Raw genomic sequence first — 14627 nt, 5'->3', positions numbered from 1 at the left:
TTTGCGTCTAGCTGGCCGGGATGAGGGTGTACTTCGTCGAGAGGTACTCGTGGATGCCCTCCGCGCCGCCCTCACGGCCGAGGCCGGACTGCTTGATGCCGCCGAAGGGGGCCGCCGCGTTGGAGACGAGGCCCGTGTTGAGCCCCATCATGCCGGTGGCGATGGCGTCGATCATGCGCTGACCGCGCGCCAGGTCCTCGGTGAAGACGTAGCCGACCAGGCCGTACTCGGTCTCGTTGGCGCGGGCGACGCCCTCCTCCTCGGTGGCGAACGTGGTGATCGCGAGCACCGGCCCGAAGATCTCCTCGCTCAGGATGGTGCTGCCCGGCTGCACGTCGGTGATCACCGTCGGCTCGAAGAAGTGCCCGTCGCCCTCCGGCGCGTTTCCTCCGGTGAGCACGCGGGCGCCGCGGGAGACCGCATCCCCCACCAGCTCCTGCATGGATGCGACGGCCTTGGCGTCGATGAGCGGCCCGATGGTCACGCCGTCCTCCGTGCCTCGGCCGAGCCGCAGGGCGTTCACCTTGGCGGTGACCTTCTGCGCGAACTCGTCGGCGACGGACTCGTGCACGATGAACCGGTTGGCCGCGGTGCAGGCCTGGCCGATGTTGCGGAACTTCGCGAGCATCGCGCCCTCGACGGCCTTGTCGACGTCGGCGTCGTCGAACACGACGAACGGCGCGTTACCGCCGAGCTCCATCGAGGTGCGCAGCACGTTCTGCGCCGCCTGCGCGATCAGCCGCTGCCCGACCGGGGTCGAGCCGGTGAACGACAGCTTCCGGAGGCGCGGGTCGGCGATGATCGGACCGGACACCGTGCTCGACGTGCTCGTCTGCACGACGTTCACGACACCGGCCGGCACGCCGGCGTCTTCGAGCAGCTGCGCGAAGAACAGGGTGGTCAGCGGGGTGAGCTCCGCCGGCTTGACCACGACCGTGCATCCCGCGGCCAGCGCAGGCGCGATCTTGCGGGTGGCCATCGCCAGCGGGAAGTTCCACGGCGTGATCAGGAAGCACGGCCCGACCGGGCGCTGCGAGACGACCATCGTGCCCGTGCCCTCGGGGTTCTGCCCGTAGCGACCGCCGATTCGCACGGCCTCCTCGCTGAACCAGCGCAGGAACTCGCCGCCGTACGTGACCTCGCCGTTGGCCTCGGCCAGCGGCTTGCCCATCTCGAGCGTCATCAGCAGGGCGAAGTCGTCGCGGCGCTCCTGCAGCAGGTCGAACGCCTTCCGCAGGATCTCTGCGCGGGTGCGGGGCGGGGTCGCCGCCCACGCCTCCGCGGCCGCGTCCGCCGCATCGAGTGCCCGGATGCCGTCCTCCGGCGTCGCGTTCGCAATGCGCTTGATCACGCGTCCGGTGGCCGGGTCGCTGACCTCGATGGGGTCGCGCGTCCCCTGCTCCCAGCGCCCGTCGATGTACAGGCCGTCCGGCACGCGCGAGAGCAGGTCACTCTCCCGCTCGGACAGGGTGGATGCTGTGGTCTGCTCTGCGATGCTCATGCGTTCTCCAATGCTTCCGCGACGATGTCGAGTCCTTCGATGAGGAGGTGGTCCGGGATGCTCAGCGGCGGAAGGAACCGGATGACGTTCCCGTAGGTTCCGCAGGTGAGCAGCACGACGCCCGCGGCGTGGACGGCGGCCGCGACGGCGGAGGTGAGTGCAGCATCCGGTTCGCCGCTCTCGTCGACCAGCTCGATGGCGACCATCGCGCCGAGGCCGCGCACCTCTGCGACGCGCGGGTCGGCATCGCGCAACGCACCGAGCTTCTCGAACAGGATGGCGCCGATCTCGCGGGCGCGCGCGGCGAGGTCGTCCGTCTCGTACGTCTCGATCGCGGCGAGCGCCGCGACGCAGGCGAGCGGGTTGCCTCCGTACGTTCCGCCGAGGCCGCCGACGTGCGGGGCGTCCATGATCTCGGCGCGGCCGGTCACGGCGGACAGCGGAAGGCCGCCCGCGATGCCCTTGGCGGTGACGATCAGGTCGGGCACGATGCCGAACTGCTCGGAGGCGAACATCGTGCCCGTGCGGGCGAACCCGGTCTGCACCTCGTCGGCGATGAAGACCACGCCGTTCGCGGCAGCCCACTCCGCGAGCGCGGGGAGGAAGCCGTCCGCCGGCACGATGAAGCCGCCCTCGCCCTGGATCGGCTCGATGATGATGGCGGCGAGGTTGGAGGCGCCCACCTGCTTCTCGATCATGGTGATGGCACGTTTCGCGGCCTCCGCCCCGGTCAGGCCGCCGTCGCGCAGCGGGTAGCTGAGCGGAGCGCGGTAGATCTCGGGCGCGAACGGGCCGAAGCCGTTCTTGTACGGCTGGTTCTTGGCGGTCAGCCCCATCGTGAGGTTGGTGCGGCCGTGATACGCGTGGTCGAACGCGACGACGGCCTGCTTGCCGGTGTAGTGCCTGGCGATCTTGACCGCGTTCTCCACGGCTTCGGCGCCGGAGTTGAAGAGGGCGCTGCGCTTGGCATGGTTGCCGGGCGTCAGCCGGTTGAGCGCCTCTGCCACCTCGACGTACGAGTCGTACGGGGTGATGGTGAAGCAGGTGTGGGTGAACTGGGCGACCTGCGCGGTGACGGCCTCCACGACGCGCGGCGCCGAGTTGCCGACGCCGGTCACGGCGATGCCCGAGCCGAAGTCGATCAGCGAGTTCCCGTCGACGTCGACGAGCACACCTCCGCCGGCGGCGACCGTGTACACCGGCAGCGTGGTGCCGACGCCCGCCGCGACGGCCTGGGCTTTGCGCTCGGCGCGCTTGCGCGACTCCGGACCGGGGATGGATGTGACGAGCCTGCGCTCCTGAGGGAGCGATGGCCCGCCGAGGACGGCGGAAGGGGTCTCGACGATGCTCATGCTGGAATCGTAAGGACGCGCCCGACGCAGGCCATCAGCCACGTTGTACAATCGCCTCGCCGGTTTTGTACATACTGGCGGATCGGAGTCGCTCGTGCCCGCCACCGTCGCCCAGCTGCTCGCCCGGCAGGATCTCGGGCTGCGGCTGCTCACCCCGAGCGGGGCCGCCGAGCTGGATGCGCGCATCCACTGGGCGCACAGCTCCGACCTCGAAGACCCGACGCCGTTCCTCGCGCCCGGCCAGGTGCTCCTGATCACGGGGGCGCCGGACGACGTCGAGCCGTACGTGTCCCGCCTGGTCGCGCACGGCATCGCCGGCCTCGGCTTCGGCACGGAGGTGGTGCGCGCCGGGACGCCGGACGCCTTGGTCGACGCCTGCACCCGCCACGGCCTGCCGCTGTTCGAGGTGCCGTACCGCACGCCGTTCATCGCCATCGCGCGGTTCGTCGCCGATCGGGTGGCGGCGGACACCTACGCCCGCAACACCTGGGCGCTCCGCGCATCCAGGGCCATCTCGCTGGCGGCGCTCCGACCGGATGCGCTCGGCGCGGTGCTCGCGGAACTCGCCAGGCAGATCGACCGCCCTGTCGCCCTCGTCGGCGCGGACGGCGAACTGGACAGGGCGTATCCGCCCGGCGGACTGTCCACGCAGGATCGCGCGGCGATCACGACGGCGGCCGAGCCGCTGCTGCGGGCGCGCCGCCGCGCGGCGGGGACCGCGGGTGGTGGATCGGGCGACGGGGCGGGCATTCGAGGCGACGGCGCGGGCGGCGCCGCTGACGGATCGGGCGCCACCGACGTCGGCGCGAGCGCGACGTTCGCCCTGCAGACCCTCGGAGCCGCCGGGCGGCTGCGCGGGGTGCTGGCCGTCGGCTCGGCGGGCCTCGACCAGGCCGCGCAGCAGGTGGTCACCGGCGTCGTGGCGCTGGCCGGCCTCGCGCTCGAACAGAGCAGGGCGACGGATGCGGCGCGGACCCGCCTGCGCACCGCGGTGTGGCGGGCGCTGCTCGCCGGGGACAGGGCGCTCGCGGAGACGGTGGCGGAGCCGGTGCTCGGCGCGCTGCCCTCCGGCCCCGTGCGCGTGGCCGTGCTCGGCGGCACGGCCATCGCCTCCGCCGCCGACGTCCTCGAGTCGCGGCCCGGACTGTTCTTCGCCCGCGACGGGCACGACCTGGTGGTGCTCGAAGAGGACGCTGCCCCGTCCGGCCTCCCGGAGCTCGCCGCCCGTTTCGACCTCCGCGGCGGCATCTCGGCGGCCGGACCGCTCACCGAGCTGGCGTCGGCGCTCGCGCAGGCCTCTGCTGCGCGCGACCGGGCGGACGCCGACCGGCCCCTCCGACGCTTCGACGACATCGCCGGCGGCGGGATGCTCGCCCTGCTCGACACCCCGGACGCCCGCGCCGTCGCCACGGCGGCCATCGCCCCGCTCGGCTCGGCCGACGCCGACCTCCCCCGCACCCTCCTGGTCTGGCTCGACCACAACGGCGTCTACGACGTGGCCGCCCGCGAGCTCGGGATGCACAGGCACACCCTCCGCACGCGCGTCGCGGAGGCAGAGCGCATCCTCGGCGTCGACCTCGGCAGCTTCGCCGCCCGCGCCGACCTCTTCGCGGCGCTCCGCGCCGCGCACGCCTGACCGGCCCGACCAGCCTCCCCAGCCCGACCTTCCGGACGCACGACTGAGCGGGGTGGACGGCTCAACGTCCACCCCGCTCAGGGTCATGCTCGGTGTCGCGGGATCAGCGCGTTCCGTATGCCTTCCTTCGACGGATCAGCAGCAGCACGGCACCCGCGAGCAGGAGCAGCCCGCCGATCCATCCCGCCAGCGTGGCGACGGTCGAACCGGTGTTCGCCAGCCCGTCTTTGTGCCCGGCCGTGGTCGACCCATCCCGGCTGCCGTTCGACGATCCACCACCATTGACGGCAGGCGTCTCCGTCGGGTTCGCCGGCGGCTGCGTAGCCGGAGGTGTCGTCACCGGCGGCGGCGTGGTCGGAGGTGTCGTCTCCGTCGGCTGCGCCGGCTTCGGAACCTCGACCGTGTCCGTGTCCGTCGAGCTGCACCGAGCGTCGTCGGCGCATCCGTGCTCGGTGGTCACGGTCGCCGTGTTGACGATCGTGTCCCCGTCCTCCAGGCCGTCCACGACCCGCGCCGTCACGCTGACGACCTGCTCGCTGTGGGCGTCGAGGGTTCCGAGCTCCCAGGTGATCGTCCTGGTCTCCTCGTCGTACGCACCGTCGTCGGTCGCCGAGACGAACTCGACGGTGTCCGGCAGCACGTCCGTGACGACGGTGAGCGGCGCATCCCAGGCCGCACCGTTGGTCACGGTCAGGTCGTACGTGAGGTCCTGGCCGATCGCCACGACCTCTTCGTTGTCGTCCTTCGCGATCGAGACGTCCGGCGTGTGATCGACGTCCTCGGTGCGGCAGTCGTCGTCGACGATGCAGCCTTCTGCGGTCTCGACGGTCGCGGTGTTCGTGATCGTCGATCCGGCCGGCGTCGTGGCGGCGACGGTCGCGTGGACCTGCACCACCCGTCCGCTGCCCGGAGCCAGGTCGCCCAGGGTCCAGGTGACGGTCCTGGCTGCCTCGTCGTACACGCCGTCGTCCGACGCGTCGACGAACTCCAGGTGCTCCGGAAGCGTGTCGACCACGGTCACGCCGGTGGCGGTCGCCGACGACGAACCGTTCTCGACGAACAGGTCGTAGCGGAGGGTCTCCCCGTTGCCGACCGTGGTGCGGTTGTCGTCCTTCACGATGCTCACGCTCGGCGGCGTCCTGTCGACGTCGCTGGCCGCGCAGGCCGTGAGGCAGTCGAACGTCCCGGTGATGGTCGCCACGTTCGCGATCTCCGTGTCCGGAGAGATGTCGTCCCAGACGGACGCCGTCACTTCGAGGATGCGCGTCTCGCCCGGTGCGAGGTCGCCCAGCGCCCAGGTGATCACCCGGTCGTCCTCGTCGAACGCGCCGCTGTCCGTGGCGCCGACGAAGTCCAGCTCGGCGGGCAGTGCGTCGGCGACGGCCACGGCCTTCGCGACGGCCTGCGCTGCGGTGTTGGTCACGGTGATCGCGTAGGTGATCGACTCACCGGGATGCACGACGGTCAGACCGTCGTCCTTCGTGATGGTGACTCCGGCGCGGACGAGCCCGGCATCGAGCGTCGTGACGATGTTCGCCCCTTCACCGTTCCTGACCGGGTCGGCGATGGTCACCGGTGCGGTGGCGACGCCGACGCCCGTGAAATCGGAGTCGGCGGCCGTGTCGGTGCCCGCGTGGTGCGCGGTGAACTCGTACTCGGCCGGCAGCCCGACGATCGCGACGCTCCACGTGCCGAGCGGCACGGTGAACACGTACTCGCCGTTCTTGTCGGTGCTGGTGCGCACCGGTTGGCCGTCCGCTCCGGTGACCGGCTGGCCGTTCTCGTCGCGGAGTTCGAGCGTGATGCCGGGGACGCCGACCTCACCAGCGTCCTGGACACCGTTACGGTTGGCGTCGAGCCAGACGCTGTCACCCAGCTGCCCGGCGACGCGCCGCGCGCCGACGACCGGCGCCTCGGACGCGAGCACCGCTGCCGTGGCGCCCGCGTTGGTGACGCGCGACGTCTGCCAGGCGACGTTGTTGTTGGCGACCGCCGCAGGATCGGTGATCGCGAGGTCGTTCGCCCCGCTCAATGCCGGCGCGATGGTTCGGTACTCGATGTATTCCGGCGTGAGTGCCGGAGCGAGGTCGGCGAAGACCACCCTGAGTGCCCTGACGCTCGCGGGATCCTCCGGCAGGGTCGCCGACCAGTCGGCGTCGCAGCCGGCAGGCAGCGCCTGGCCGGATGGGCGGTCGAACAGCTCAGGACGGCACGGGTTGTTCGACGTCGAGTACTCGATGGTCGCGCCGGCCGGCATCGACAGGATCGAGCCGAACGTCACCTCCCACGCGCTCCCGCGCTCTGCGCCTTCCAGGACGCCGCTGATCGCCGTGTCGCCGACGTGCGGCAGCACGTCGTAGATGACGAGATCCTTGAGCGCGGTATTGTTCGGGTTGGTCACCGCGAGGCGGTAGTCGACGTGGGTTCCGTTCCCGTCGAACGTCGCGTTCGTCAGTCCGCCGCGGGTCCAGTCCGCGTCGAGCGCTCCCTTGACCGTCTTCTCGATGGCGGCGCCGGCGCTGGCGAGGACGGTCCAGCCGACCGTGCTCTCCGACACCATCTCCTCCGTGTCGCCGTTGCCGTTCAGGTCGTCGGCATCCGTCGCCACGCCCGTGCCCTTGTTGCTGAGGGTGTAGTCCATGTCGAACAGCACGGCGCGCTGGGCATCGTCGTTCGCGTGAGCGCCCTCGGTCGCCGCCAGGGTGACATCCGTGTCGAACGTCACCGTCGGCTGGGGGTCTCCAACGCCGAGCGCCGTGCCTTCCGGCCAGGTCCAGGTCAGCGTCCGATGGCTCCGACCACCGATCGTGACGGTGCCCTGCTTCAGCGTCGGCTTGCCGACCGCATCCAGGTTGGTCCAGCTGATGGTGGATTCGTCGAGCTCCAGCCCGATCGGCAGGACGTCGACCAGCATCGGTCGCAGCGGCACCTTGCCGTTCGCGCCGTTGGCGATCGTGATCGTCCAGGACGCGGCGACGCCGGGGCGCAGACCGCTGACATCGGAGGCCGCAACCTTCACGACCTGCGGATCCGGCGACGGGGAGGCGAAGTACTCGGCTGCCGCGCGCGGCGACCCCGTTCCGGCGATCCCGGCGACCGGGCTGGCGCCCGGCGCGAACTCGGCGCCGTAGAACGGCACGTAGGTGTTGGCCATCGTGAGCAGGCCGGTATCGGCGAACGCCTGCGTGTTCACACCGCGCACCGCCCACCAGTCGCCGACATTGTCCTCGCCGATACTGACGATGCGGAGGTCGGTGACCACCTCGCCGACGGGAAGACCGAGGGTCTCCTCGTTCGGCGCACCGCTCGGACGGTGGATGTTCAGGCGGAACGGCTCGACCTTGTCTGCCGGCTTGACGTAACGGTGCGTCTGCGGCATCACGCCGTTCCAGGTGACGACCTCCACCTGCACGAGGTGGCTCGCCGTCCTCTCGTCGAAGCGCAGCTGCTCCGTACTGAAAGCGGGGTTCGTGCACTGGTCGGACGGGATGCTGATCGCACCGGGGAACGACATGCCCAGCGGATCGCTCGCCGGCATGGCGGGCGAGACCGCTTGCCCGCCGACGAGACACGGCATCCGGTCGAGGACGACGGCCGGACGCAGATTCGCGGAGTCGTAGCCGGGGACGTTCCCGTGCCAGTGCGTCAACATCCCCCACTGGTACTCACTCGTCGTGTCCGAGTGCAGATAGTTGTTGTGCGAGGCGTTCTTGTTGGCCACGAACTCGTATTGCCGCTCGCTGTCCGGCGCGAGGAAGGTGTGGTTGCGCTGGTCGAACGCGGAGAGCTTCGTGCCGTCGAGCGCCACGGCGGTGGCCTCCACCTTGTTCTGGAACGCGTTGATCAACTCGCCCTTCGGGATCGACTGGACGAACGTCTCGTCGGAGTAGATCACGGTGAGCTCGCGGACCTGCGTGGGATTCATGCAGTCGTCGCGCGCCGGCGCCGGAGTGGTCCAGGTGACGGTCACTGCGATCGGATCGTAGACGCCGCCATCGGAGGCGGAGACGAAGGTCGTCCCCTTCGGAAGCGAATCGACGAGCACCAGGTCTGTGTAATCGAGCGCGCCGAGGCTGGCCGCGTTCGGGTTGCAGCCGTAGATGGCATAGGTGACCGGTTCGTCCGGTCGCACCAGGGTCTCGCGGATCGGCGTCTTCATCTGCTTGACGACCGTGAGGGCAGACTTCGCCTCGACGACGACCGGCCGCGCAGTGGTGACCTGCGTCGTCACCTGTCCGTCGGGCGCTGCAGCGTCGGCGTAGCCGAGTCGGATGGTCGCCGGGAACGTCGTTCCGGGGAGCGTCGTGAAGTTGGCTACCGGCCAGGAGATGGTGAACTCGCCGCTCTCGCCGGGGCCAAGATCGCGCAAACCGATGGTGAGCGGCGATCCGGTGGCGGAGACGATGTGCGCTCCACCGCCGAGAACCGCTTCGCCGCCGAACGCGGCAGGCTCGCCGTTCGGCCCGGTGCCGCCCGGTGTCGGGACCGTGAAGGTCGGAGCGATGCAGCTGTCCGTCGTCAGGTTGGAGCATTGATAGGCGACCCGGTAGACCGCTTGGCCGCCGGACTTCACGGTGTCGTCGATCGCCTCGATGGTCGCGGACATGGCGGCGGAGGAGGCCAGAGCCGGCAGGGCGGGGAGGGAGGCGGCGAGCAGCGCTGAGAGCGCGATGGCCGCCCACCCGATCCGCTTCTTCCGCGTCCCTAGCCGCGAAGAATATGTCACGTTCATGAGGCATTATTACCACATTGTGGATGCATATATTTCATATATACTGATGTTCGTTGGGGCGGAGTCCGAACCTCCCACCCCTGCGGGTGTACGCGGCACGCGCCCGTACAACAGAATGGACGGATGACTACTCCCCTCTCCGGAACGCATTTCGGCCTGACCGCCGGCGACTACCACGCCACGATCGCCTCCGTCGGTGCATCGCTGCGCACGCTCGAGTACAAGGGGCGGCCGCTCGTCGTGCCCTTCGACGCGGACGAGGTGCGCCCGGCATACCGCGGGGCGACGCTCGCGCCGTGGCCGAACCGCGTGGTCGACGGGAAGTACACGTTCGCCGGGGTCGAACAGCAGCTGCCTCTCACGGAGCCGAACCGCGGTCATGCGCTGCACGGTCTCGCGACCTGGCTCGACTTCGCCGCCGTCGACCGCTCGGCGAGCAGCGTCACCTTCACCGCCACCATCGAGGCACAGGCCGGCTACCCGCACCGCGTCGACGTCGTGGTGGCCTTCGAACTCGACGAGGACGGCCTGCATACCGCGGTCACCGCGACGAACACCGGACACGACGACGCCCCCTGGGGCACCGGACCCCACCCCTACCTGGTGGCGGGCGACGGACGCGTCGACGAGTGGACCCTGACCCTTCCCGCGGCCACCGTCCTCACCGTCACGGAGGATCGCCTGATCCCGGTCGGCCTCGCCGACGTGGCGGCAGAGGGAGACGGCGTCTTCGACTTCCGCGAACCGCGGCCGATCGGCGACACATTCATCGACCACGCCTTCACCGGGCTGCAGCGCGACGAGACGGACACGGCGACGGTCTGGCTGCGCGCCGCGGACGGAAGCGGAGTCGCGATGAGCTGGGACGACGCCTGCCCGTGGGTGCAGGTCCACACGGCAGACACCGACGACGAGGCAACGAACCGCATCGGCCTCGCCGTCGAGCCGATGACCTGCCCGCCGGACGCCTTCAACTCCGGCACCGACCTCGTCGTCCTCGCCCCCGGCGCCTCCACGACCACCGGATGGACCATCCGCGGGATCTGACGCAGGCATCTGACGGAGGCATCTGGCGCAGACGAAGGGATGCCCCCAGCTGAACCCGAAACAGCTGGGGGCACCGACGCGGCGCTAGGACGCTCGCGCAATCCGGACGGTGCCCGTACCCGTTCAGGCGATCCGTCCGTTCGAGGGCCGGATTACTCACGGTCTCGTTTGGTCCATCCTACATGCCGGATGCCAAATTTTACGACGGTGTCCGCGCTATGAAGGCGTTTCAGGTCATCAATGCCCGAAGTCGTCACGCCCTGCCAGGCGCGCGCGCAGCGATCCGAGGAGGAGTTCGACCCCGAGGTCGAAGGCGCGATCGGCCCGCACATCACCCGGCTCGCCAGTGTCGACCAGGCGGGCGAGGGCCGTTCCCTGCCGCGCCCGCCACACCTGCGGAGGGGCGGACAGGTCGAGCCCTGATCCGAGCGCGAACGCATCCAGGATCGCCACGATCACCAGCACGTCGCCCTCGGGGAACCCGGCGTCGAGCAGCGCCTCAGCGAGCGCTTCGTAGTAGCCGAGCACGGTCGCGTCGGTGACCGGCTTGCCGACCAGCAGCGGCAGTACGAGTGGATGCGCGGAGAACATCGCGCGCTGCTCCCGCACCACGTACTCCACCACCGCATCCCAGGCCAGGCCGTCCGGCACCACGATGGCGGCGCGCTCCGCCAGCCGCCCGCGCATCAGCTCGACGATCGCATCCCGCCCGTCCACGTGGTTGTAGAGCGACGACGGCGTGACGCCGAGCTGCCGGGCGAGCGCGTTCACACCGAACGGCTTGCCGGCGTCGACGAGCTCGATGGCGGCGTCCGCGATGCGGTCGGGACTCAGAATGGGCGATGACGGCCGTGGCATCTCTGCTCCCCCTCTTCCGTCGGTGACGTCTCCTGTGCATAATAAACGAACACTATTCGTTTTAGCACGTTCCTCGAACGGGATGGCCCAGATGACTTTCGCACTCGTCCGCGCGACGACCCCGCCCACCTCCCTCGCCCGCGTCGCAGGCAGCCGCGACGACGCCGCTCCCCTGCGCATCGGCGTCGTGCAGCACGCCTGGCAGCCGGACATCGCCGCCCTCACCGCCGAGCTGGACGAGGCCGTCGCCCTCGCGGCCGCGGAGGGAGCGCAGATCGTCTTCCTCCCCGAGCTGACGCTCTCCCGCTACCCGGCGGACACCCTGCCGGACGGCCGGGCGGACGTGCTCGCCGAAGACTTCGAGACCGGCCCGACCCGCGCGTGGGCGGCAGCGGCCGCCGCGGCGAACGACGTCTTCGTGCACGCGTCCCTCTACGAGCGCACCGGGGACGACGACGGACGCGGCCTCAACACCGCCATCGTCGTCGCTCCGACCGATGAGATCGTGGCGAAGACCCACAAGCTCCACATCCCGGTCACCGCCGGATACTACGAGGACAAGTACTTCCGCGCCGGGCCGGCAGAGACGCCGTATCCCGTGCACAGCATCCCGGGCATCCCGGCCAAGCTCGGGCTGCCGACCTGCTGGGACGAGTGGTTCCCCGAGGTCGCACGCGCGTACAGCCTGCAGGGAGCGGACGTGCTCGTGTACCCGACGGCCATCGGGTCGGAGCCCGACCACCCCGAGTTCGACACGCAGCCGCTGTGGCGCCAGGTGATCGTCGGGAACGGCATCGCCAACGGCACCTTCATGGTCGTCCCGAACCGGACGGGCTCGGAGACGCGCCCGGACGGCACGCCGGGCAACACCTTCTACGGCTCGTCGTTCGTGAGCGACCCGTACGGCCGCATCCTCGCCGAGGCCCCGCGGGACGAGGAGGCCGTGCTCGTGGTCGACCTCGACCTGCCACAGCGCTCCGACTGGCTGGAGCTGTTCCCGTTCCTGTCGACCCGCCGCCCGGACACGTACAGTGTGCTCGGCACCGACGGCACCGGCTCCGCGACCGAGGCCGCGGGGACCGCCCGATGAGCTGGCGGATGCCGCACGAGGGCGCCCGGCACGAACGCACCTGGCTCGCCTTCCCGACCGCGGGATACACGCTCGGCGACACGGCCGAGGACGCCGAGGAGGCGCGCAGCACCTGGGCGGCCGTCGCGAACGCGATTGCCGAGTTCGAGCCGGTGTCCGTCGTGATCGACCCGCGCGACCGCGCCATCGCCCCGCGCTACCTCTCCGGGGACATCGAGCTGCACGAGGCGCCGCTCAACGACGCCTGGATGCGCGACATGGGCCCGACGTTCGTGTTCGGCGACGACGGAGAGCTCGGCGCCGTCGACTGGGTGTTCAACGGCTGGGGCGCCCAGGACTGGGCGCAGTGGGACCTGGATGCGCGCATCGGCAGCGTGGTCGGCTCGCTGGCCGGAGCATCCATCGTGTCGAGCGCCCTGGTGAACGAGGGCGGAGGCATCCACGTCGACGGCGAGGGAACCGTGCTCGCCACCGAGACCGTCCAGCTCGATCCCGGCCGCAACCCGGGCATCACGCGCGCCGAGGTGGAGGCGGAGTTCGCGCGCACCATCGGCGCGACCACCACCGTCTGGCTGCCGCGGGGCCTCACCCGAGACTCGGAGCGTTTCGGCACCCGCGGTCACGTGGACATCGTCGCGGCGTTCGCCCGGCCGGGCGTCGTGCTGCTGCACACCCAGCGCGACAGCGAGCATCCCGACCACGCGGTGACGCGCGAGATCCGGGAGACCCTGGAGGCGGCACAGGATGCGGCGGGCAGGCCGTTCGAGATCGTCGAGGTGCCCGCCCCGGCGACCCTCCGCGACGACGACGGCTGGACCGACTACAGCTACATCAACCACCTGCTCGTCAACGACGGCGTGATCGCGTGCAGCTTCGGCGACGACAACGACGAGGAGGCGGCCGGCATCCTCGCCGACGCATACCCCGGCCGTCGCGTGGTGACCGTGGATGCGCGCCCGCTGTTCGCCCGCGGCGGCGGCATCCACTGCATCACGCAGCAGCAGCCAGCCCGCTAGTCGAGCCGGGCTACGCGCGCGCGACGATGGCCGCCGCCGTCTCCCGACCCACCCGGATCGCGCCGTCGACGTGCTGGTATCCCTTGCCTGCCATGTCGCTGCAGGAGAAGTGGATGGGCCCGACCGGCGTGCGCAGATCGGCGCCGTAGCGCGCCAGCCCGCCCATGTCGAAGCTCGCGGCGTACGCGCCCCTCGTCCACTCCTCGCTGCCCCAGTCGCTCTCGTAGTAGACCACCGTGTCGAGCGCCTTCGGGCCGTAGTAGTGCGACAGCGATTCCAGGATGCGCGCCTTCCGCTCCTCCGGAGACAGGCGGAACACCGCATCCGCCGCCTCGTCGGACACGAAGCCGACGAGGGTGCCGCGCTGGTCGCCGTCGTAGCAGTTGTCGTACGCCTCGTGGACGAGCTCGTACGGGCTGAACGCGGTGCCCGAGTATCCGTCCTCGCGCCAGAACGGCGTCTCGTAGACCGCGTGCACCTTGATGACGAAGCCCATCGAGAGATGCTGGTGGAGCTGCTGCTGGAGGCGCGGCAGCGGCGGCTCGTAGGAGATGCGGCTGATCAGCACGGGCGGGAGGGCGAGGATCGCGAACCGTGCCTTCACCTCGACGCCGTCCGCGATGGCGGTCACGCCCTCCTCGTTCCAGCGCATCGTGCGCACGGGCGCGTTGAGGTGCAGGTCGTCTCCGAGGCGCTCCGCGAGCAGCAGCGGAACCTGCTGCAGGCCGCCCTTCACCCGCTTGTCCAGGATGAAGTCGGCGTCGACCAGGTGGGAGAAGCTGCCGGCGGAGGCGGCCATCAGCAGCGCCTGCAGCGCGGAGAACGAGTGGGCGGGCTTGGTGAGCATCGCGCCGGCGATGAACATACCGATGTTGAGGCGGGCCTCCTCGTCGTCGGTCTGGGTCTCGAGCCAGCGTCGGAACGAGATCTCGTCCAGCTCCTCCGCCTGCGGGTGCTCCCAGGGCCGGTCTGGGTCAATCTCCGCCACCAGCGCGTCGAGCTTGTCGATCAGGCTGACGATCTCGTGCTCGGTCTTCGGGGGCACGGGGAAGATCTCGCCGTCGAACGTGCGGCGCTCCCCGGTGGGGCTGATGTAGATGTTCGTGCCGTCGCGGTAGCGCTCGTACGTCTCGAGGCCGAGCTCGTCCAGGGTGGCGATCAGCGCATCCTGGTCGGGTGAGACCCACTGACCGCCGATCTCGAGGGTGACGCCGTCGACGTCGTCCGTCCACAGCCGTCCGCCGACGCGGTCGCGCGCTTCCAGGACGGCGACGCTGAGCCCGGCCTTCCTCAGTTCGGTGGCCGCCGTCAGCCCGGATGCTCCTGCTCCGACGATCACGACGTCGCGTTCGATGCTGCTCATGGTGTGTCTCTCGTTCACCGGGCGCGGCGCCC

General features: G+C 70.5%; 9 protein-coding genes. 4 read left to right on the top strand and 5 right to left on the bottom strand.

What is annotated here, in order from left to right; genetic code table 11:
• Positions 1–7: 7 nt before the first annotated feature.
• Complete coding sequence (locus AC1ROC_RS15645; RefSeq protein WP_493001246.1) at positions 8–1501, bottom strand: NAD-dependent succinate-semialdehyde dehydrogenase; 1494 nt, start codon at positions 1499–1501, stop codon at positions 8–10.
• Entirely contained in the window at positions 1498–2853 is a 1356-nt protein-coding gene (gabT, locus tag AC1ROC_RS15640) for a 4-aminobutyrate--2-oxoglutarate transaminase (RefSeq protein ID WP_493001244.1), read from the bottom strand. The genes AC1ROC_RS15645 and gabT overlap by 4 nt, the downstream gene beginning before the upstream one ends.
• Before the next feature lie 94 nt (positions 2854–2947).
• On the opposite strand from gabT, the gene AC1ROC_RS15635 reads away from it, so the two are divergent.
• A complete protein-coding gene (locus tag AC1ROC_RS15635) occupies positions 2948–4489 on the top strand; it encodes a PucR family transcriptional regulator (protein WP_493001242.1) in 1542 nt (513 codons plus the stop codon).
• 103 nt (positions 4490–4592) lie between these two features.
• Here the strand turns inward: AC1ROC_RS15635 and AC1ROC_RS15630 are convergent, their stop codons facing one another.
• Positions 4593–9221 (bottom strand): SdrD B-like domain-containing protein, encoded by a 4629-nt coding sequence (locus tag AC1ROC_RS15630; RefSeq protein ID WP_493001240.1) that lies wholly within the window; start codon positions 9219–9221, stop codon positions 4593–4595.
• 123 nt (positions 9222–9344) lie between these two features.
• Here AC1ROC_RS15630 and AC1ROC_RS15625 point away from each other — a divergent pair, with 123 nt between their 5' ends.
• Positions 9345–10268, top strand: a complete 924-nt coding sequence (locus AC1ROC_RS15625; protein WP_493001239.1) for an aldose 1-epimerase family protein — start codon at positions 9345–9347, stop codon at positions 10266–10268.
• Positions 10269–10505: 237 nt separating this feature from the next.
• On the opposite strand, the gene AC1ROC_RS15620 is transcribed toward AC1ROC_RS15625, so the two are convergent.
• Positions 10506–11126 carry a TetR/AcrR family transcriptional regulator C-terminal domain-containing protein gene (locus AC1ROC_RS15620; RefSeq protein WP_179150738.1) on the bottom strand — a complete coding sequence of 207 codons (621 nt, stop codon included), beginning with the start codon at positions 11124–11126 and terminating at the stop codon, positions 10506–10508.
• Positions 11127–11217: 91 nt separating this feature from the next.
• Here AC1ROC_RS15620 and AC1ROC_RS15615 point away from each other — a divergent pair, with 91 nt between their 5' ends.
• Together AC1ROC_RS15615 and AC1ROC_RS15610 are read left to right on the top strand one after the other, a co-directional pair.
• Positions 11218–12216 carry a nitrilase-related carbon-nitrogen hydrolase gene (locus AC1ROC_RS15615; RefSeq protein WP_493001238.1) on the top strand — a complete coding sequence of 333 codons (999 nt, stop codon included), beginning with the start codon at positions 11218–11220 and terminating at the stop codon, positions 12214–12216.
• Positions 12213–13232, top strand: a complete 1020-nt coding sequence (locus AC1ROC_RS15610; protein WP_493001237.1) for an agmatine deiminase family protein — start codon at positions 12213–12215, stop codon at positions 13230–13232. The genes AC1ROC_RS15615 and AC1ROC_RS15610 overlap by 4 nt, the downstream gene beginning before the upstream one ends.
• Before the next feature lie 10 nt (positions 13233–13242).
• Here the strand turns inward: AC1ROC_RS15610 and AC1ROC_RS15605 are convergent, their stop codons facing one another.
• The gene (locus AC1ROC_RS15605; protein WP_493001236.1) at positions 13243–14595 is read right to left on the bottom strand and encodes a flavin monoamine oxidase family protein; all 1353 of its coding nucleotides are present in this window, start codon (positions 14593–14595) and stop codon (positions 13243–13245) included.
• Positions 14596–14627 lie beyond the last annotated feature (32 nt).

The organism is Leifsonia sp. GW821-FHT13C05 (genome assembly GCF_058806515.1).
Note: the sequence above shows the minus strand (reverse complement) of the source record. Positions and strands in the feature narration are given on the sequence as shown.